The organism is Microbacterium paraoxydans, from assembly GCF_019056515.1.
Taxonomy (GTDB): domain Bacteria; phylum Actinomycetota; class Actinomycetes; order Actinomycetales; family Microbacteriaceae; genus Microbacterium.
This window is the reverse complement of record NZ_CP064873.1, coordinates 2,461,482-2,478,891: the sequence shown is the minus strand read 5'-3', so window position 1 is coordinate 2,478,891 and position 17,410 is coordinate 2,461,482. Positions and strand designations below refer to the sequence as shown.

At 70.3% G+C, this 17,410-nt stretch carries 23 protein-coding genes; 12 read left to right on the top strand and 11 right to left on the bottom strand.

What is annotated here, in order from left to right:
- Position 1: 1 nt before the first annotated feature.
- Positions 2-523, bottom strand: coding sequence for an isopentenyl-diphosphate Delta-isomerase (gene idi, locus IZR02_RS12075; protein ID WP_025105546.1), 522 nt, complete (start codon positions 521-523; stop codon positions 2-4).
- Positions 524-598: 75 nt separating this feature from the next.
- On the opposite strand from idi, the gene IZR02_RS12070 reads away from it, so the two are divergent.
- A complete protein-coding gene (locus IZR02_RS12070) occupies positions 599-1,231 on the top strand; it encodes a MarR family winged helix-turn-helix transcriptional regulator (protein WP_025105547.1) in 633 nt (210 codons plus the stop codon).
- A gap of 17 nt (positions 1,232-1,248) precedes the next feature.
- On the opposite strand, the gene IZR02_RS12065 is transcribed toward IZR02_RS12070, so the two are convergent.
- The gene (locus IZR02_RS12065) at positions 1,249-1,611 is read right to left on the bottom strand and encodes a histone-like nucleoid-structuring protein Lsr2 (protein WP_025105548.1); all 363 of its coding nucleotides are present in this window, start codon (positions 1,609-1,611) and stop codon (positions 1,249-1,251) included.
- Between the two features lie 90 nt (positions 1,612-1,701).
- Complete coding sequence (locus IZR02_RS12060; protein ID WP_025105549.1) at positions 1,702-2,559, bottom strand: LuxR C-terminal-related transcriptional regulator; 858 nt, start codon at positions 2,557-2,559, stop codon at positions 1,702-1,704.
- Between the two features lie 109 nt (positions 2,560-2,668).
- On the opposite strand from IZR02_RS12060, the gene IZR02_RS12055 reads away from it, so the two are divergent.
- On the top strand, positions 2,669-3,016 hold the full coding sequence (locus IZR02_RS12055; protein WP_025105550.1) for a DUF485 domain-containing protein: 348 nt from the start codon (positions 2,669-2,671) through the stop codon (positions 3,014-3,016).
- Complete coding sequence (locus IZR02_RS12050; RefSeq protein WP_025105551.1) at positions 3,013-4,650, top strand: solute symporter family protein; 1,638 nt, start codon at positions 3,013-3,015, stop codon at positions 4,648-4,650. Before IZR02_RS12055 ends, IZR02_RS12050 begins: the two co-directional genes overlap by 4 nt.
- A gap of 63 nt (positions 4,651-4,713) precedes the next feature.
- Here the strand turns inward: IZR02_RS12050 and IZR02_RS12045 are convergent, their stop codons facing one another.
- Positions 4,714-5,226 (bottom strand): methylated-DNA--[protein]-cysteine S-methyltransferase, encoded by a 513-nt coding sequence (locus tag IZR02_RS12045; protein WP_025105552.1) that lies wholly within the window; start codon positions 5,224-5,226, stop codon positions 4,714-4,716.
- Between the two features lie 227 nt (positions 5,227-5,453).
- On the opposite strand from IZR02_RS12045, the gene IZR02_RS12040 reads away from it, so the two are divergent.
- Both IZR02_RS12040 and IZR02_RS12035 read left to right on the top strand, forming a co-directional pair.
- Entirely contained in the window at positions 5,454-9,134 is a 3,681-nt protein-coding gene (locus IZR02_RS12040) for an AAA family ATPase (RefSeq protein ID WP_231729482.1), read from the top strand.
- The gene (locus tag IZR02_RS12035; RefSeq protein ID WP_025105554.1) at positions 9,127-9,324 is read left to right on the top strand and encodes a hypothetical protein; all 198 of its coding nucleotides are present in this window, start codon (positions 9,127-9,129) and stop codon (positions 9,322-9,324) included. Before IZR02_RS12040 ends, IZR02_RS12035 begins: the two co-directional genes overlap by 8 nt.
- Positions 9,325-9,395: 71 nt before the next feature.
- On the opposite strand, the gene mscL is transcribed toward IZR02_RS12035, so the two are convergent.
- From mscL to IZR02_RS12020, 3 genes are read right to left on the bottom strand one after another with little or no spacing between them, the layout of a single operon-like run.
- Positions 9,396-9,827 carry a large conductance mechanosensitive channel protein MscL gene (mscL, locus tag IZR02_RS12030; RefSeq protein ID WP_025105555.1) on the bottom strand — a complete coding sequence of 144 codons (432 nt, stop codon included), beginning with the start codon at positions 9,825-9,827 and terminating at the stop codon, positions 9,396-9,398.
- Positions 9,828-9,851: 24 nt separating this feature from the next.
- Entirely contained in the window at positions 9,852-10,124 is a 273-nt protein-coding gene (locus tag IZR02_RS12025; RefSeq protein WP_025105556.1) for an FmdB family zinc ribbon protein, read from the bottom strand.
- Between the two features lie 15 nt (positions 10,125-10,139).
- Positions 10,140-10,736, bottom strand: coding sequence for a 5-formyltetrahydrofolate cyclo-ligase (locus IZR02_RS12020; RefSeq protein ID WP_025105557.1), 597 nt, complete (start codon positions 10,734-10,736; stop codon positions 10,140-10,142).
- Positions 10,737-10,776: 40 nt separating this feature from the next.
- Here IZR02_RS12020 and galU point away from each other — a divergent pair, with 40 nt between their 5' ends.
- The 4 genes from galU to IZR02_RS12000 all read left to right on the top strand — a co-directional run bounded on the left by galU (position 10,777) and on the right by IZR02_RS12000 (position 13,728).
- The gene (galU, locus tag IZR02_RS12015) at positions 10,777-11,664 is read left to right on the top strand and encodes a UTP--glucose-1-phosphate uridylyltransferase GalU (RefSeq protein WP_025105558.1); all 888 of its coding nucleotides are present in this window, start codon (positions 10,777-10,779) and stop codon (positions 11,662-11,664) included.
- A 45-nt stretch (positions 11,665-11,709) separates the two neighbouring features.
- Entirely contained in the window at positions 11,710-12,321 is a 612-nt protein-coding gene (locus IZR02_RS12010) for a GNAT family N-acetyltransferase (RefSeq protein ID WP_029990092.1), read from the top strand.
- Positions 12,322-12,403: 82 nt separating this feature from the next.
- Complete coding sequence (locus tag IZR02_RS12005) at positions 12,404-13,267, top strand: hypothetical protein (protein WP_025105560.1); 864 nt, start codon at positions 12,404-12,406, stop codon at positions 13,265-13,267.
- A gap of 149 nt (positions 13,268-13,416) precedes the next feature.
- Entirely contained in the window at positions 13,417-13,728 is a 312-nt protein-coding gene (locus tag IZR02_RS12000; protein WP_025105561.1) for a DUF7882 family protein, read from the top strand.
- 9 nt (positions 13,729-13,737) lie between these two features.
- Here the strand turns inward: IZR02_RS12000 and IZR02_RS11995 are convergent, their stop codons facing one another.
- Entirely contained in the window at positions 13,738-14,349 is a 612-nt protein-coding gene (locus IZR02_RS11995; RefSeq protein WP_025105562.1) for a flavodoxin family protein, read from the bottom strand.
- An 88-nt stretch (positions 14,350-14,437) separates the two neighbouring features.
- On the opposite strand from IZR02_RS11995, the gene IZR02_RS11990 reads away from it, so the two are divergent.
- On the top strand, positions 14,438-14,644 hold the full coding sequence (locus IZR02_RS11990; RefSeq protein WP_025105563.1) for a hypothetical protein: 207 nt from the start codon (positions 14,438-14,440) through the stop codon (positions 14,642-14,644).
- 24 nt (positions 14,645-14,668) lie between these two features.
- Here the strand turns inward: IZR02_RS11990 and IZR02_RS11985 are convergent, their stop codons facing one another.
- Genes IZR02_RS11985 through IZR02_RS11975 form a run of 3 tightly spaced genes read right to left on the bottom strand, consistent with a single transcriptional unit; the run spans position 14,669 to position 16,098 of the window.
- Positions 14,669-15,271 (bottom strand): GNAT family N-acetyltransferase, encoded by a 603-nt coding sequence (locus tag IZR02_RS11985; protein ID WP_025105564.1) that lies wholly within the window; start codon positions 15,269-15,271, stop codon positions 14,669-14,671.
- Between the two features lie 38 nt (positions 15,272-15,309).
- Entirely contained in the window at positions 15,310-15,702 is a 393-nt protein-coding gene (locus IZR02_RS11980) for an ImmA/IrrE family metallo-endopeptidase (protein ID WP_025105565.1), read from the bottom strand.
- A 24-nt stretch (positions 15,703-15,726) separates the two neighbouring features.
- Positions 15,727-16,098, bottom strand: a complete 372-nt coding sequence (locus IZR02_RS11975; RefSeq protein WP_231729480.1) for a helix-turn-helix domain-containing protein — start codon at positions 16,096-16,098, stop codon at positions 15,727-15,729.
- A gap of 94 nt (positions 16,099-16,192) precedes the next feature.
- Between IZR02_RS11975 and IZR02_RS11970 the strand changes: the two genes are divergently transcribed.
- Both IZR02_RS11970 and IZR02_RS11965 read left to right on the top strand, forming a co-directional pair.
- Entirely contained in the window at positions 16,193-16,411 is a 219-nt protein-coding gene (locus IZR02_RS11970; protein WP_238695601.1) for a helix-turn-helix domain-containing protein, read from the top strand.
- Between the two features lie 54 nt (positions 16,412-16,465).
- Positions 16,466-17,395, top strand: coding sequence for an aldo/keto reductase (locus IZR02_RS11965; RefSeq protein WP_025105567.1), 930 nt, complete (start codon positions 16,466-16,468; stop codon positions 17,393-17,395).
- Positions 17,396-17,410: the final 15 nt, after the last annotated feature.

The window sequence follows — 17,410 nt, the reverse complement described above, 5'->3', positions numbered from 1 at the left end:
CTCAGACCTCTCCGTGTCGTCGGAGGAGCGGGAGCTGCTCCGCGAGCCAGGGGCTGAAGGCGAAGGGGGTGCGGATGACCGCGGCGAGCAGGTCGTCCACGTCGACCCATTCCCACTCCGCCACCTCGTCGGGATTCGCGGCGGGCTGCCCGTCGATCACGGCGACGTGCACCGGGCAGATCTCGTTCTCCACGATGCCGCTCGCGTCCACGGCGCGGTAGCGGTAGTCGGGGAGGGCGAGGCGGATCTCGGTCACCTGGATGCCCAGTTCGTCGGAGCCGCGCCGGCGCACCGCGTCGGTCATGTCCTCGCCGGGCTGCGGGTGCCCGCAGAAGCTGTTGGTCCAGACGCCGGGCCACGTGCGCTTGCCGAGGGCGCGACGGGTGACGAGCAGGCGTCCCTCCCGATCCTGCACGTAGCAGGAGAAGGCGAGGTGGAGGGGCGTGTCGGTCGTGTGGACTTCGCTCTTGGGCAGGATGCCGACGGCAGTCCCGTCTTCGGCGAGGAGTGTGACGTTGTCCATGGCGCCCTCTCGTCGTTTAGCTAACCTGGCGAAATATCAACTTAGCATGAAGCTGTTGGTGTGTAACATGATCGCATGCACTCCGAGCCCCGCACCACCCCGGTCGCCGAGGCGCCGGCGACCGCGGGGCCGGACGACCTGACCCATGGCGCGATCTACGACGTCGAGGCCAGCGATCCGCGCAGCACGCTCATCGACCGCTCCGGCGTCGCGCCGGAGGATCTGCGGCAGATCGCTCGCGTCATGGAGGCGCTCGGCGGATTGCGCGACGCCGAGCAGCGGCTGTCGCAGGCGTCGCGCCGGTACATGCAGCTGAACGAGACCGACATGCGGGCGCTGCACTATCTGATCGTGTGCGCGAATCGGTCGCTGGTGGCGACCCCCAGCGGGATCGCCCATCACCTCGGGGTCTCGACCGCAGCGACGACGAAGCTGCTCGACCGGCTCGAGAAGGGCGGGCACATCCGGCGCTCGCCGCATCCCACAGACCGACGGGCCCTCGCGATCACGATCACTCCGGAGACCAGGCACGCCGCGATGGAGACGGTCGGGCGGCAGCAGGCCAAGCGCTTCTACGCGGCCGCGCGGTTGTCGGCGGCGGAGCGCGATGTGGTGATCCGGTTCCTCCAGGACATGACGGAGGAGATCACCCTGCGTGACGAGCCGTGGGCCGCGCAGGGCGCACACGAAGATCCCGCCCGACCGTGAGGTGGGGCGGGACCGGATCAATGAGCGGCGCGGTACGCGTCCAGGATGGGGGCCGGAACTCGTCCCCGCTCCGAGAGCGTGTACCCGTTCTCCTTCGCCCAGGCGCGGATCGCCGCGACCTCGGGGTTGCGTGAGGGCCGCTTCCGCGACGAGGAGGAGGACGAGGAGCGCCCTCCGCCGGTGGACGCACCGGATCCCGCCCGACGCCCTGCCGTGATGTACGGCTCGAGGGCCTGGCGCAATTCCTCGGCGTGCGCGGAATTCAGATCGATCTCGTAGGAGGTGCCGTTCAGCGAGAAATGCACGGTCTCGCCCTCTCCGACCTCCAGGACGGTGCCGTCGATATCGTCGACCAGCTGGTGCACAATTCGTCTCGCCATGACGGCGACTTTATCGCGGCGGCGGGAATGCGCACAACAAAAGCCGCTCCTTCATGGCGCCGTATGACGCGGTCGCGGAGAATGCCCGATTCAGGGAAGCAGACCCGCGCGACGTGCTTTGGTCACGGCGGCATGCCGCGTCGACGCGTCCAATTTCGACATCGCGGTGCCGAGATAGGCCTTGACGGTGCCTTCCCGCAGACCGAGATGCGCGGCGATCTCCGCATTCGTCGATCCGAGGGCGGCGCACGCGAGCACGTCGGTCTCGCGCGGGGAGAGGTGGATGACGGGAACGGGGCCGGTCGTCGTCGGGAGGTCGTCGCCGGCGAGGGTCAGCAGTCGGCGCTCGACCTGCGCCAGCCGCGCGCGGATGCCGGCGTCGTCGACGGTGGCGGCGATGCTGCGCAGCTCCGCGAAGCTCTCCCGCAACTCCTCGCGCTGGGCCGGCGCGACGGCGGCGGGCGACGGGGACGCGGCCCGCAGACGGCGCTGCACCTCGTCACGGATGCGCAGCTCATCGGCGACGGATTGGGCGACCTGCATCGCCGGTGCCGTCGTCACGCCGCCGATCCTCTCCTCGGCCCAGGCGCCGGCATAGAGCACGCCGCGGGGGCGGCCCTGGACGACGATCGGCAGGGCGAGCAGTGTCCGCAGGCCTTCGCCGAGCACGAAGACGTCGTAGTCGTGGGTGATCTGGCGGGAGGAGCCGTAGTCGCTCGTCATCCGCGGGCGCAGCTCCATCATGGCGCGGCCGCCGAGACCGCGCTCGGGGCGCACGCGGAGCCCGTCGAGAGCGCGGGTGCGGGCCCCGACGATGCTCGTGACACTCACGACGCCCTCTTCGATCAGCCCGCCGAACGCGACGGGGAAGCGCGTGCGCCGCGCGAGCTCGCGCACCGCGTTGGCGACGAGCTCGGCCTCGGATTCGACGGTGATCGGAGAGCTCACGAATACCTACTTTCGGGGGTGACGGCACCGTTCCCCGTTTCGTAGCGTCGACCCTACCACTCGGGCGGCGACAGCCGCGCGTGCAGCGGACATGTGGCAAGGAGGCCCCATGAGCGAACAGGTTCCGCCCCCTCAGAACGGTGCGATCGATTATGTCGCCGTCGAGCAATCCCCTCGATTCCTGCGATTGAAACGGACGCAGCGGTCCTTCATCTTCCCCCTCGCCGCGTTCTTCCTCGTGTGGTATTTCGTCTACGTGCTGCTGGCGGCATTCGCCCGCGATTTCATGGCGCAGCGCGTCTGGGGGGATATCACCGTCGGGCTGCTCTTCGGGCTCGGTCAGTTCGTGACGACATTCGCCATCACGATGGCGTATGTCGCATTCGCTAATAGGAAGCTCGACCCCCTGGCGTCCGAGATCCGTGAAGAACTCGAGAAGGCGCAGGCGGACGCATGACCATCATCCGCACGGCCACCGAGGATGTCGCCCTCGACATCAACCCGGTGTTCAACATCTCGATCTTCCTCGCCTTCGTCGCGGTGACGTTGTTCATCGTGATCCGCGCCAGTCGGAACAACAAGACGGCCGCCGACTACTACGCGGCCGGTCGTTCCTTCACCGGGCCCCAGAACGGATTCGCGATCGCCGGCGACTACCTCTCCGCCGCGTCGTTCCTCGGCATCTGCGGCGCCATCGCGATCAACGGGTACGACGGATTCCTCTACTCCATCGGATTCCTCGTCGCCTGGCTGGTCGCGCTGCTGCTCGTGGCGGAGCTCATGCGCAACACCGGCAAATTCACGATGGCGGACGTGCTCTCGTTCCGCTTGAAGCAGCGTCCGGTGCGGATGGCGGCGGCGATCACCACGCTCGCGGTCTGCTTCTTCTACCTCCTCGCGCAGATGGCGGGGGCGGGCGGTCTCGTGTCCCTGCTGCTGGGGATCGACGGGCGCATCGGGCAGTCGGTCGTCATCGCCGTCGTCGGCATCCTCATGATCGTCTACGTGCTCATCGGCGGCATGAAGGGCACCACCTGGGTGCAGATCGTCAAGGCGGTGCTCCTCATCGGCGGTGCCCTGGCGATGACGATCTGGGTCCTCGCGATCAACGGCTTCAGCCTGAACACCCTCCTGGAGGCGGCGGTGGCCAACTCCGACAAGGGCGAGGCGGTGCTGGCGCCCGGTCTGCAGTACGGCGCCAACCCGTGGGACTTCCTGTCGCTGGGCATGGCCCTCGTGCTCGGCACTGCGGGACTGCCGCACGTGCTCATGCGCTTCTACACCGTGCCGACGGCCAAGGAGGCACGGCGGTCGGTGGTCTGGGCGATCTGGCTGATCGGCGGGTTCTACCTGCTGACCCTCGTGCTCGGGTACGGCGCGGGCGCCCTCGTCGGTGCCGACGTGATCGCCGCGGCACCCGGCGGGGTGAACTCGGCCGCCCCGCTGCTGGCGTTGAAGCTCGGCGGGCCGGTGCTCCTCGGGTTCATCTCCGCGGTGGCGTTCGCCACGATCCTCGCGGTCGTCGCCGGACTCACCATCACCGCGGCGGCGTCGTTCGCCCACGACATCTACGCGAACGTCATCCAGAAGGGGCGGAAGGACGCGTCGGGGAAGCCGGTCGAGCCCGATCCCAACGGCGAGGTCCGCGTGGCCCGTCGCACCGTGATCGTCATCGGCATCCTCGCGATCGTCGGCGGCATCGGGGCACAGGGGCAGAACATCGCCTTCCTCGTGGCGCTCGCTTTCGCGGTGGCGGCGTCGGCCAACCTGCCGACGATCCTCTACTCGCTGTTCTGGCGCCGGTTCACGACGCGGGGCGCGGTGTGGAGCATGTACGGCGGGCTCGGTTCGGCGATCATCCTCATCATCCTGTCGCCCGTGTTCTCCGGCACGCCGACGTCGATGATCCCCGGGATCGACATCGCCGTCTGGCCGTTGAACAACCCGGGCATCGTGTCCATACCGCTCGGGTTCGCGCTCGGCTGGCTCGGAACCGTCACCAGCACGCGGCGCGAGTCTCCCGAGCTGGCGGCCGAGATGGAGGTGCGCTCGCTCACCGGCTTCGGCGCGGAGAAGGCCGTCGACCACTGACGCGACCTCCTCGGGTGCGGGCCCGGCGGCCTACTCGCCGGGCCCGCACCCCAGGAGCGGGGTTCATCGCGACTCGAGGTCCAGCAGGAAGCGCTTCCGCTCCGGATGGCCGCCGTAGTGCCCCGCGGAGCCGTCGGATCGCACGACCCGGTGCACGGGCACGATGATCGAGAACGGCGTGAGGCGGCACGCCGTCCCGACGGTGCGCGCCGCCCCCGGGTGGCCGGCCAGCACCGCGACCTCCCCGTAGCTCAGGGTCTGGCCCCAGGGGATGTCGCACACGGTGTGCAGCGCCGCCCGGTGGAAACCCTCCACGAGACGCCAGTCGAGACGCAGATGCTCGTCGAAGCGCACGGGGTCGCCGTCGAAGTACGCGTCCAGAAGCGGCACGAGCTCGTCGGCCGCGCCCGGGTCGGGCTCCGGGACGGCACCGAGCTGCCGCGAGACGCTTTCGAGCAGCCACGGCACCTGCGGGTCTGCGGACTCGGAGAGGTCGAAGCGCACGATGCCCTCGTCGGAGAAGACCGCGAGGGCGTCGCCGAAGGGCGTCGGAGCGAAGTCATAGCGGAAAGTCATGTCCCCATCCTGGCCGCCGAATCCGGGCGCAGAACGGCGCGAGACGGAGCGGTTCCGCGTTCGGTGGAGAACGGCAGCGTGCGGACACGAGGGGAGGAGTAGTCGGCGGAGCGCGGTGCCGGGCTGTTTTTCACCGGAAACCCGCCGTGGATACCGATCTCCGACGGTGTCGCGCCTAGGGTGTGAGTGTGTGGCGACGGGAAAGCAGGTCTGCGAACAGCACAGTGGTGGACAACGCTGTGTCCCTCGGTGACCTGCACGACTCGTCCACCGGAGTCGGGATCGCGCACGCCGCCGAGGCCGAGCGCACGCGCCTGCGGGCCGAAGCCGCCGATCTGGGCGGCCCTTCGCCGCTGAGCAGCTTCCGCGACGGGCCGGAATCCGGCATCGACATCTCCAAGGCGCACCCGGGCAGTCTCCCGCAGTTCATCACCGGCAAGTCGACGCTCCTCTCCAACCTCTTCCGCGACGAGGTGGGCCTGCGTACCGCGCGGCTGGCCGCCGAGCGCATCACGGCCAAGAACACCGAGCTGCGCACGGTCCGCGGCATCGAAGCCGTGCACCTGGCCGTCGGCGTCGCGCGGTGGCGCATCGGCGGGGCGACCTTCGCCGCCCCTGTCCTGTTGCGACCCCTCGCGATCCGCCGCCATCACACCGACTTCGAGCTCAAGCTGCAGGGGGCGTTCGAGGTGAATCCGGAGCTCGTCCGGGTCGCCCGCGAGCACTTCGGGCTGTCGCTCGACGCCACAGCCCTCGCGGCGCTCGCCTACGACGGCGGCATCTTCAAGCCGCAGCCGGTGATCGACAGCCTGCGCGGTCTGACCCGATCGATCGAGACGTTCTCCGTCGAGCCTCGACTCGTCGTCTCCACCTTCGCCGATGTCGCTGGCGCCATGGCCCAGGACGGCGGCAGCCTCGACCACCCGGTCCTCAACGCCCTCGGCGGCCACGTCGGCGATCGCGAGCAGGTCACGGCACCGCGCGCCGTCCCGCACCACGTCGGTCCGGACGACCGCGCGCCCGCCTCGGACACGCTCCTCCTCGACGCGGATGCCGAGCAGGAGGCGGTGCTGGCCCGCATCACCGCCGGTCACTCCCTCACCGTGGCGACGCTGCCGGGCACCGGCGGCACGCAGACCGTCATCAACGCGCTGGGCGAGCTCGTCCGCGCCGGCAAGAAGGTGCTCGTCGTCTCGGCCCGCCGGTCGACGCTCGACGGCGTGCGCCACCGCCTCGCCGGCATCGGCCTCGACAGCCTCGCGGTGTCCCCGGCGAGCCTGCGCCGAGACCTCGTCCGTGCGATCGGCAGGAACGAGAAGGCGACCGCGCCCAAGGTGAGCGAGGTCGACGACGCGCTCGTGCGGCTGCGCACGGTGCTCCGCGACTATCGCGACGCTCTGACCGTTCCGATCCCCGGCCTCGACGCCTCCGTCCTGGACGCGACCAGGCACCTCACCCGTCTCGCGTCCCTGCCGGTCCCGCCGTCGACCACGGCCCGACTGAGCGTGGACGCCCTGCGCCGGCTCGCGAAGGATCGCACCGAGGCGGCCGCCGCACTGGCTCAGGCCGCACGACTCGGCGAGTTCCGCGTCGGACCGAACGATTCGCCCTGGTACGGCGTCACCTTCGGCAGCACCGAGGCCGCCCGCGCCGCCCACGAGCTCGCCGGGCGCCTCCATGCCGTCAGCGTGCCTGCCCTGCTGGAGCGCGGCTACGAGCTCATCGCGCAGACGCACATGCGACCGTTCTCGACGATCGACGAGCTCGGCGACTACCTCGAGCTGCTGCAGGGCATCCGCGACACCCTGGACCGGTTCAGCCCGACGGTGTTCGAGCGTCCGCTCGGGGAGCTCATCCAGGCGCACGGCTCCCGCCGGGACGCACCCGGGATGTCCGGAGCGAACCGTCGCCGCCTCCGCCGCCTCGCGAAGGAGTACGTCCGCCCCGGCGTGCACGTGACGGAGATGCACGAGGCGCTGCTGCGCATCCAGACCCAGCGCACCCAGTGGCAGCGCTACGTCGACGCGGGCGTCGCGCCGGAGATCCCGCTCGGCCTCGCCGACGTGTTCGCCTCTTGGCAGCGGGTGGAGGCTGAGCTGGCAGAGCTGGACGCGGCACTCGGCCGCCGCGAACCGCTGTCCTCGCTGCCGGTCGCGCGACTCGTGCGCATGCTCGCGGGTCTCGCCGCGAAGTCCGACGTCTTCGAGAACCTCGTCGAGCGCGCGCAGCTGCGTGACAAGCTCGCCCTCCTCGGCCTGGAGCCGTTGCTGACCGAGCTCTCGGTTCGCCATGTCTCCGAAGCGCGGGTGGGGGACGAGCTCGAGTTCGCCTGGTGGCAGTCCCTCCTCGAGCGCGCGCTGCAGGACAACCGCGCGCTGCTCGGAGCGAACACCGCCGTGGTCGACCGCCTCGAGCGCGACTTCCGGCTGGTCGACGAGGCCCACGCGGCGATGGCGGGACCGCTGCTCGCCTGGCAGCTCGCGAACCAGTGGCGCATCGCCATCGTCGACGAGCCTGAGCAGTCGCAGAACCTGCGCCGCGCCCTGACGCAGTCCGCGACGACGGCCGCCGAGGTCGTCAGCGCCGCGCCGACCCTCGTCGACGTCCTGGCTCCGGTCTGGATCTCGTCGCCTTACCTCGTCCCGGAGATCCCGGACGCGGTGGAGTTCGACACCGTGCTCCTCGTCGACGCCGCGGCCATCAACCTCGCCGAGGCGGCCCCGGCGATCCGCCGTGCCCGGCAGGTCGTCGCCTTCGGAGACCCGGTCACGCAGCGGCCCTCTCCCTTCCGCATCGCGGTCGACCCCGCGGAGGACTGGGAGGAGGAGGTCCCGTTCGACGAGGTCTCCGTCTTCGAGCGGCTTTCCGAGCTGTTCCCCGTGATGACGCTGACCCGGAGCTACCGTGCCGGCGGTGAGGACCTCGCGGAGCTCATCAACGACGCGTTCTACGGCGGCGAGATCGTCTCCCTTCCGTGGGCGGGGTCGTACCTGGGCCGGGGCAGCCTCACCGTCGACTACGTCGAAGGGGGCACCGGGACGCCCGATCCCGTGTCCGGCGCCGTCGAGAGCCCGGACGCCGAGGTCGCCCGCGTCGTCACGCTCGTCGTCGAGCACGCCGTGCACCGCCCGACGGAGTCGCTCATGGTGGTCACTGCCAGCACCCGTCACGCGGAGCGCGTGCGGGCCGCCGTGACCGCCGCCTTCGCCGGCCGCTCCGACGTCGCCGACTTCGTCGCCCGCGACACCGCGGAGCCGTTCGCCGTGCTCACGCTCGAGGAGTCCGTCGCCGAGAGCCGCGACCGCGTCATCTTCTCGCTCGGCTTCGGACTCACCAAGCACGGCCGCGTCCTCAGCGACTTCGGCGACCTGTCGACGCCGGACGGCGAGCGGCTGCTGACCGTCGGGATGACCCGGGCGCGGCGCTCCATGGTGATCGTCTCGTCCATCCGCCCCTCGGCCTTCGACGACGGGCGTCTCGAGCACGGCGCAGCCACGCTCATGTCGATCCTCGGCGGTCTCGCGGCGCGCGCCCGCGATGCGCGCCTGGAGGATCTGGCCGACCCGCTCACGCTCGCACTGGCCAGGGAGCTCCGGCGTCTCGGCGCTTCCGTCGACGTCGACTACCGGGGGCTCCTGCCGCTCGTGGCGCAGCACAACGGCAAGGCCGTCGTGATCGAGTCCGATCCGGAGTCCCGGGGGGAGTCGCTGCGCGAGACGCTCCGGCTGCGCCCGCATGTGCTCCGCCGCCTCGGCTGGCACTACGTCCGCGTGCACGCGTTCGACCTCTACAGCGACCCGCGCACGGTGGCGTCCCGGATCGCGACGGTGCTCGGCATCTCGGAGTCGGCCCCGCGCGCGGAGAACGACACGCAGCCCCTCGACCTCGGCGACCACCGGAATGACTGACGGCCGTGACGAGCCGCGTCAGCGGGTCGTCCGGGTGCCGGGCTCCCGGCGGGCGCGTCTGACGCCCGTCGAGGGCAGCGACCCGGCGCCGGAGGTCCCGGGGGGTGAGACGCCGCGCCGGTCCGCCCCCGGCGATCGGAAGGGTCCCAACGACGACCAGCTCCTCCGCGACGTGCCTCCGCACTACTGAGGCGGCCGCACCCGGAACGAGAAAGACCCACGGCCCTCCGAGGAGAGCCGTGGGTCGTGAGCGCGGTGCGGTCAGACGCCGCGCGGACCCTGCTGGGTCTTGAGCAGATCGCGGATCTCGACGAGCAGCTCCGCCTCGGTCGCGGCGGCCGGCTCCTCCTCCGGCTCCTCGGCGGGCGTGCCCTTGCGTGCCTCGACGTGCGCCTTGAAGGTGTTCATCGGCAGCACGAAGACGAAGTAGACGACCGCGGCGACCGCGAGGAAGCTGATGATCGCCGAGATGAGGTCGCCGATCGGGAACGTGACGGTCTCGCCGTAGATGTTCGGAACCTGGATGCCGAACTGCCCCGCGGCGTCCGCCTTGAGGAAGAGCGCGATGAGCGGGTTGATGATGCTGTTCACGACCGCTGTGACGATCGCCGTGAAGGCGGTGCCGATGACGACCGCGACGGCCAGATCGATGACGTTCCCGCGGAGCAGGAAGTCCTTGAAACCTTTGAGCATGGAAACCCCCAAGTCGACTGGGCCTCAGTTCGAGGCGGGAGTCGACGCAGCGGCCGGTTTGGCGCTCGTCGTCGAATCCGACTTCGATGATGCCGAAGCATCCTTCGAACCCCCGGATTTGGCGCGCGAGTCCGTGCGATAGAAGCCGGAGCCGTTGAAGGTCACGCCGATCGAGCCGTACTGCTTGCGCAGCGCGCCGCCGCACTCGGGGCAGACCGTGAGCGCGTCGTCGGAGAAGCTCTGGACGGCGTCGAACTGGTGCCCGCACGCGGTGCAGGCATAGGCGTAGGTGGGCATGGCGGTCCTTGCGGGTCAGCGTCGCCGAGGCGACAGATGCAGCGTCTGCGACGGGGTCACGATGCCGTCGACCGGCTGATCGTGCACCTCGCGCGGCAGTTCGTCGAGTACCTCGGAATCATAGATCACCGCGTACACCGGAGGGCACTTCTCCATGGAGCCGATGGTCTTGTCGAAGTAGCCGCGGCCCCAGCCCATCCGCATCCCCGAGCGGTCGACGGCGGCGGCGGGGACGATCATCAGATCGACGTCGTTCACCGCGATCGGCCCGAGCACCTCGCCGGTGGGCTCGGGCAGCCCGTACAGCCCTTCCGCGATCTCGTCGGTGTCGTCGGCGACCGCCCAGTCCAGCAGTCCGTCGGAGCGGGTGACAGGGAGGAGCACCCGGATCCCGCGGCGGACCGCGCGCGTGACGAACTCCCTGGTGCCCGGCTCCGTGGTGGTGGAGAGGAAGCAGGAGACGGAGCGGGCGCCGAGCTCGTCGACGAGGGCGTCCAGCCGTTCGCCGATCGCCGTGGCAGCGGCCTCGCGCTGGGGATCGGACAGCAGCTGCCGCCGCTCGCGCAGCTCCGCGCGGAGGGCTCGCTTGGCGTGCTCGACGTCGTTAGCCATGGTCCGAGTCTAGGGCGGCCCCCACCGGTAGGCTGTGGGAATGGCTCACGAGAAGATCAAGGCTGTCATTCCCGCTGCCGGGCTGGGGACACGATTCCTGCCCGCGACGAAGGCGATGCCGAAGGAGATGCTCCCCGTCGTCGACAAGCCGGCGATCCAGTACGTCGTCGAGGAGGCGGCGAACGCCGGGATCGAGGACATCCTCGTGATCATCGGACGCAACAAGAACGCGATCTCCAACCACTTCGACTCCGTGCCGGAGCTCGAGGTGAAGCTCATGGAGAAGGGCGACACCGGTCGCCTGGAGCGCGTGATGAAGTCGAGCGACCTCGCCGACATCCACTTCGTCCGTCAGGGCGAGCCCAAGGGTCTCGGCCACGCCGTGCTCCGCGCTCGGACGCACGTCGGCGACAGCTCGTTCGCGGTGCTGCTCGGCGACGACCTCATCGATGAGCGCGACCCGCTGCTCACGGAGATGATCGCCGAGCACGAGCGCACCGGCGCCGCCGTCATCGCCCTCATGGAGGTCGACCCGGACAGCATCCACATGTACGGGGCCGCCGCCGTCGAGTCGATCGAGGGGTCGGACGCCGTTCGTGTCACGGGCCTCGTCGAGAAGCCCGCGAAGGAGGACGCCCCGTCCAACCTCGCGATCATCGGACGCTACGTGCTCCCCTCGTCGGTCTTCGAGATCCTCGAGCGCACCGAGCCCGGCAAGGGCGGGGAGATCCAGCTCACCGATGCCCTGCAGGAGCTCGCGACGGCGGACGGCGGACCGGGCGTGGTCGGCGTCGTCTTCGGAGGCCGCCGCTACGACACCGGCGACCGCGTGGACTACATCAAGGCGATCGTGCAGCTCGCGGCCGACCGCGACGACCTGGGCTCGGAGCTGCGCCCCTGGCTCAAGGACTTCGCGGAGCGCCTCTAGGCGCCTCGCGGTCGTCGGAGGTGCGGCGTGGAGCTGTCGACGGGGATGCGGCACGGACCGGTCGAGCTGCGTCTGATCCGGACGAAGGACGCGCGGCCTCTGCAGCAGGAGCTGCTCGCGAACCGCGCGTGGCTGCAGCCGTGGGAGGCGACGATCCCGCACGGGGCGGTGTCCTTCGACATGCGAGTCAGCATCCGCCGGCTGCTCCAGCAGTACCGGGATGGCGGCGGCTACCCGTTCGTCATGGAGTACGACGGTGAGGTCGCCGGGCAGCTGAACGTCTGGGGCGTCGCTCGGGGCTCGCTGTGCTCGGCGACGATCGGGTACTGGGTGAGCGAGCGCTTCGCGGGGCGGGGGATCACCCCGACCGCGGTCGCGCTCGCGACCGACGCCTGCTTCACGGAGTACGGGCTGCATCGGATGGAGATCTGCATCCGGCCCGAGAACGCCGCGAGCCTTCGCGTGGTCCAGAAGCTCGGCTTCCGGTACGAGGGGCTGCGCCGGCGGTACATCCACATCGACGGGGACTGGCGCGACCACTACGCCTTCGCCCTCACGCAGGAGGAGGTTCCGCAGGGCGTGCTCGCCCGGTGGCTCCACGGACAGGTGCCGCCGCACGCGGCGACGATCCCCCCGGCGGACCGCATCAGCCTCTGACATCGCCCGTTGCGGAAGGACACGCCGCGACACGCGCCCCGACTGCACGGCGCGGCCGGTCCGCCGCCGTTACCGTTGTCCTATGGACGGGCCGGTGCTGAGCGGGGGAGTGATCGTGCTCGTCGCCGTGCTCCTGTGGATGCTGTACCTGCTGCCCTCCTGGCGCGGGCGCTTCCAGTACAACGCGGCCGAGCGGAACGCCGTGCGGCTCAATCAGGCGCTGCGGATCCTCGCCGAGACGAGCGAGACGCCCAGCGAGGTGCACATGGAGCTCAACGCCCGTACCGTCGTCGCGCAGCAGAAGCTCGCGAAGCGGCTGCAGGCCCAGCGGGAAGCCGCGGAGCTCGAGGCCCTCCGCCAGGAACTCGCCGCCACGCGGGCCGATCCCGTGATCCGTCGCGCCCGTGCACGCCGACGCGTGCGGCTGACGGCGACCGGCGCGCTCGTCCTCGGCCTCGCCGCCGTCGGGCTCGGCATCTGGCAGCTCCTGGCCACCGGGGGAGCGGTGCTCCTCTGGAGCGGCGGGGTGGCAGCCCTCATCGCCACCATCGTCCTGCAGCGGATGGCCGCGGTCGCTGTGCGCGCTGCCCGTCATCCGCAGCCCGCTGCCGTCGAGACCGTCGCGGAGAGGGTCGCTCCGGCCCTGCATGACCAGGGCCCCGCCACCTGGACTCCGCGTCCGCTCCCGGAGCCGATGGTGTCGGTCACGGGATCGCGCGCCCAGGCGGCTCGCGCCGAGATCGATGCGCAGGAGGAGCGCCGCAAGGCCGCTCGGGTCGCCGCGCTCCGTGCCCGCGCTGAGGAGATGGCGCCGGCAGCGCCTGTCAGCCTCCCGGCGGCGCCGGCGGCAGCGGCGGAATCCCCGTACGCCCGCATGGGCTTCGTCGACGACGCGGAGATCGAGGCGCACGTGCGCCAGCTCCTCCAGCGTCGGGCCGCCGGGTGACCGTCGCGGTGAGCGCGGGTCTCCTTCGCTGACGCCTCCGTGCCGCTCCCGGCGAGCGGTTCCGGCCGTCTCGGCCGCACGGGCACACCGGAGACGCGCGCGAGTGTCACTCCTCGCATCCCGCCCGCTCGGGGCCGTAGAGTCGGGGGATGGGAACCATGCAGTACGGCTCCGGCAGCGAGATCCAGATCGAGGACCGCGCCCTGGCCCATCTGAAGGTCGCGATCGCGACCAAACTCCGCCGGAACGAGAGCTTCACGCTCTCCTGGAAGCACCCCGACGGCGACGTGCCGGGACGTTCGACGATCTGGCTGCATCCGTCGATCCCGCTGCGCTTCACCTTCTCGGAGCCGGAGACGCCGGAGCTGAACGTCAAGTGGATCCAGGCGCTCATGGTCGAGGCGAGCTCGTCGGGAGGCATCAGCCTCGTGGACGAGGTCGTCGACGGTCCCGCCGACTGAACGCCTCCGCTACTCGGCGGGGTACGCCTGCGCGGTGAGCTGCCGGGCGAGGTGCGCGGCGTTGCGGGTCGCGGTCGCGATCGCGGAGCTCACGGCCTCCGGAGTCTCATCGAGGTCCTTGTAGTCCACGGTCTGCATGGCCTCGCCGTTCCAGTACACCGACGTCTGGGCCGGGATCGTGTAGCCGATGTCGTTCAGCGCCTGGAAGAGGATCGCGGAGATATGGTGGGCGCCGTCCTCGTTCCCGAGGACGCCGGCGATCGCGACCTTGTCGAAGAGGATCGGGCGGCCCCGCTCGTCCGTCTCGCTGAGCTCGGCGTCGAGGCGCTCCAGCACGCGCTGGGCGACGCTCGAGTGCTGTCCCATCCACGTCGGCGTGACGAAGACGAGGATGTCGGCATCGAGGATGCGCTGACGCAGGGCCGGCCACTGGTCGCCGTCGCCCATGTCCTTCTCGACGCCGGGGCGGATGTCGAGGTCGACGGCACGGACGAGGTCACCCGTGACCCCGTGCTCGGCGAGGGCATCGAGCAGCTGACGCGCGAGCAGATCGGAGCTCGACGACGCGGGGGAGGGCTTGAGGGTGCAGGAGATCGCGAGGGCGGTGAGGGAGGTGTCCATGCTCCGACTCCATCAGAGATGCGGGCGGCGGCACAGGGCCTTTCCGGGCCCGGGCTATTCTGGTAGAGCACCGACGACAGGAGATCCCGTGATCCTCAGCTTTCTCTTCTTCATGATCATGTTCCTCGGAGGCTTCTGGCTGCTGGGGATCGCCCACGAGATGCCGGACACGCTCGCCGCGCTCACCTTCGTCGGCGGCATCCTGCTCGTCTCGCTGGCTCTCGGGTTCGCGATGCGCCAGCGCGGTTCGGCCACGCGTCGCTCCAAGAACTGGACCGGCAGCCCGACCGAGTGACCGCCGCGGGGCGGCGCCCCGCGCTCACCGTGGCCGGGCGAGCCTCGCTTCGAGGTTCGCCCGCACAGCAGGCCACTCCGGCTCGATGATGGAGTACTCTACGCTGTCGCGGAGTGCGCCGTTGCGGTAGCGGCTCATGGCCCGCATCACACCGTCCTGCTTCGCGCCCAGTCGTTCGATCGCGGCGCGGGACTGGAAGTTCACCCACTGGGTCGTCAGCCCGACCCGGAAGACCCCCAGCGTCTCGAAGGCGTGGCGGAGGAGCAGCAGCTTCGACTCCGCGTTGGTGCCCGTGCCATGAGCGGACGGCCGGTTCCAGGTGTATCCGATGTGCAGTCGGGGGACGTCGGCGACGATGTCGTAGAACGACGTCAGTCCCAGCACGCGTCCGGCGGCGTCGAAGGCCGTGAAGGGCACCATCTCGCCGGTGGCGACGAGGTTCAGGCGCCGGTCGACCTCGGCCGCGACGCCGTCGGGCGCCGGAACCGAGGTGTACCAGGCGGTCTTCCACAGGTCGCCTTCGGAGACCGCTTCGACGAGGCCGTCGACGTGCGACCGGTCGAGAGGGCGGAGCTCGACGAGCTCGCCGGTGAGAGTGACGGGGGCGGGGGCGACGTGGAAGGCCATGGTGTCATTCAACCAGCGTCGGCCGCTGTGCCCGGCCCTCAGGCGGGGATTGCCAGGTGCTCGCGGCGCAGCACCCGCTGGAACGCGAGGACGATCTCGATCGTGACGTCGAGCTCGAAGGCCAGGCTGGCCAGATGTGTGCCGCGGAGCTGCTCCGCCGCTGCGTACGCCGCCGGCGTGATCAGGCGTCGCGCGGCCCACTCATCGGCCTGCCGCTCCTGTCGAGCCCGAAGGGCTGCCTGCCACGTGGGCTGATGACCGAGGTGAGCGTGACCGAGCTCATGGGCGAGCACGCTGCGGGCGGTGCGCCTGCTCATCCCCGGGGCGAGCCGGATCGTGCGTGTGACGGGCTGGAAGCCCCCGGGGGTGAGACCTGCGCGTTCGATCACGCGGAGACCGAATTCGTCGGCCAGACGGAGAAGCTGCTGCATGGGCCTCCGTCCGGTCGGTGTCGTCTACTCGTAGAGGTCGTCGGTGTCCGTCTCGCGGGTGGATCCGGATTCGAAGGCGACCTCGCGGGCATTATCGCGTGGGGTGGCGACATCGGTGCGGCGCCGGAGGGGAGTGACGATCGCCGACATGCCGTCGGCGGCCAGACGCTCCTCGGCGCGGGCCACGAGGACGTGCGGCTCGACGCCGAGCGTGGCGCACACCGCGTAGACCACCGGCACGGGAATGGCGCGCTTGCCCGTGACGTAGTTGTCGAGGGCGCTCCGGGCGATGCCCACATCGCGTGCCATGGCGGCGATGCTGCTGCGTGCCGCCGCGATCTCCGCCCGCATCTGACGGCCGACCGCCTCGTTGAACTGCTCGGCTGGTGTCTTCATCCGGCTCACCTTAGCAGCGCACCGAGAGCAGGATGCCGTCATATTGGTAGCTGAGGGCCCTCTCGGTGTCCGTGCGTGGCGGTACCGTAGGCGCATGGGGACAGAATTGCGTCATCTGATGGCATCGGCCGTGGAGGCCGCTCGCTTGCACGCCGGAGTGTCGTTCATCGAGCTCTCGGAGCAGACAGGGATCGCGCCGGCCGCGCTGGCCGACCTCCTCGAGGAGCGCGCGGACTTCACGATGGAGGATGTGGCGGGGATCGCGGCGGTGCTCGAGGTCCCCGTCACCCGGCTGCTGCCCTGCGCGCCCTGAGACGATGCCCGCCCGCGCCTCGGATGGGGCGAGGCGATGAAGTAGCGTGGGCGCATGAAGACCGTACCCTTCGGATCGACGACCGCTCCGGCCCTGATCGCCGGGATGATGCGCATCGACAGCCTCGACGACGAGCAGATCCGCGGCCTGTATGCGACCGCACGGGATGCCGGGATCGACTTCTTCGACCACGCGGACATCTACGGCGGGGAGATGCACCACTGCGAAGCGCGATTCGCGGACGCTCTCCGGCTCAGCACCACGGAGCGGGACGAGATCGTGCTGCAGACCAAGTGCGGCATCGTGCCGGCGCAGGGCATGTTCGACTTCTCCTACGACCACATCGTCGGGCAGGTCGAGGGCTCGCTCGCGGCCCTCCGCACCGACCGCATCGACGTCCTCCTGCTGCACCGGCCGGACGCCCTCGTCGAGCCGGATGAGGTGGCTCGCGCCTTCGATCACCTCGAGTCCTCGGGCAAGGTGCGCGCGTTCGGGGTGTCGAACCACACCCCGTCGCAGATCGAGCTGCTGAAGACCGCGGTGCGGCAGCCCCTGGTCGCGAACCAGCTCCAGCTGTCCCTCACGCATGCGCCGATCATCGCGCAGCCGGTGGCGGCGAACATGGCGGGCCATGACCAGAGCATCGGGCGCGACGGCGGCGGAATCGTGGACTACTGCCGGATCCACGGCATCACCGTGCAGGCCTGGTCTCCGTACCAGAGCGGCTTCGGCGGCGGCGTCTTCCTCGGGCACCCGGACTACCCCGAGCTCAACGCCGTGATCGAGCGCCTGGCGGGAGTCCATGGAGTGACACCGACCGCGATCGCCACCGCCTGGATCACCCGGCACCCCGCCGGGATGCAGGTCGTGCTCGGCACCACGACGCCGCACCGCGTGCAGGAGGCAGCGGCCGGAGTGGACGTCGTGCTCACCCGCCCGGAGTGGTACGAGCTCTTCCGTGCCGCCGGACACCTGCTGCCGTGAACCCTCGGCTCCGGT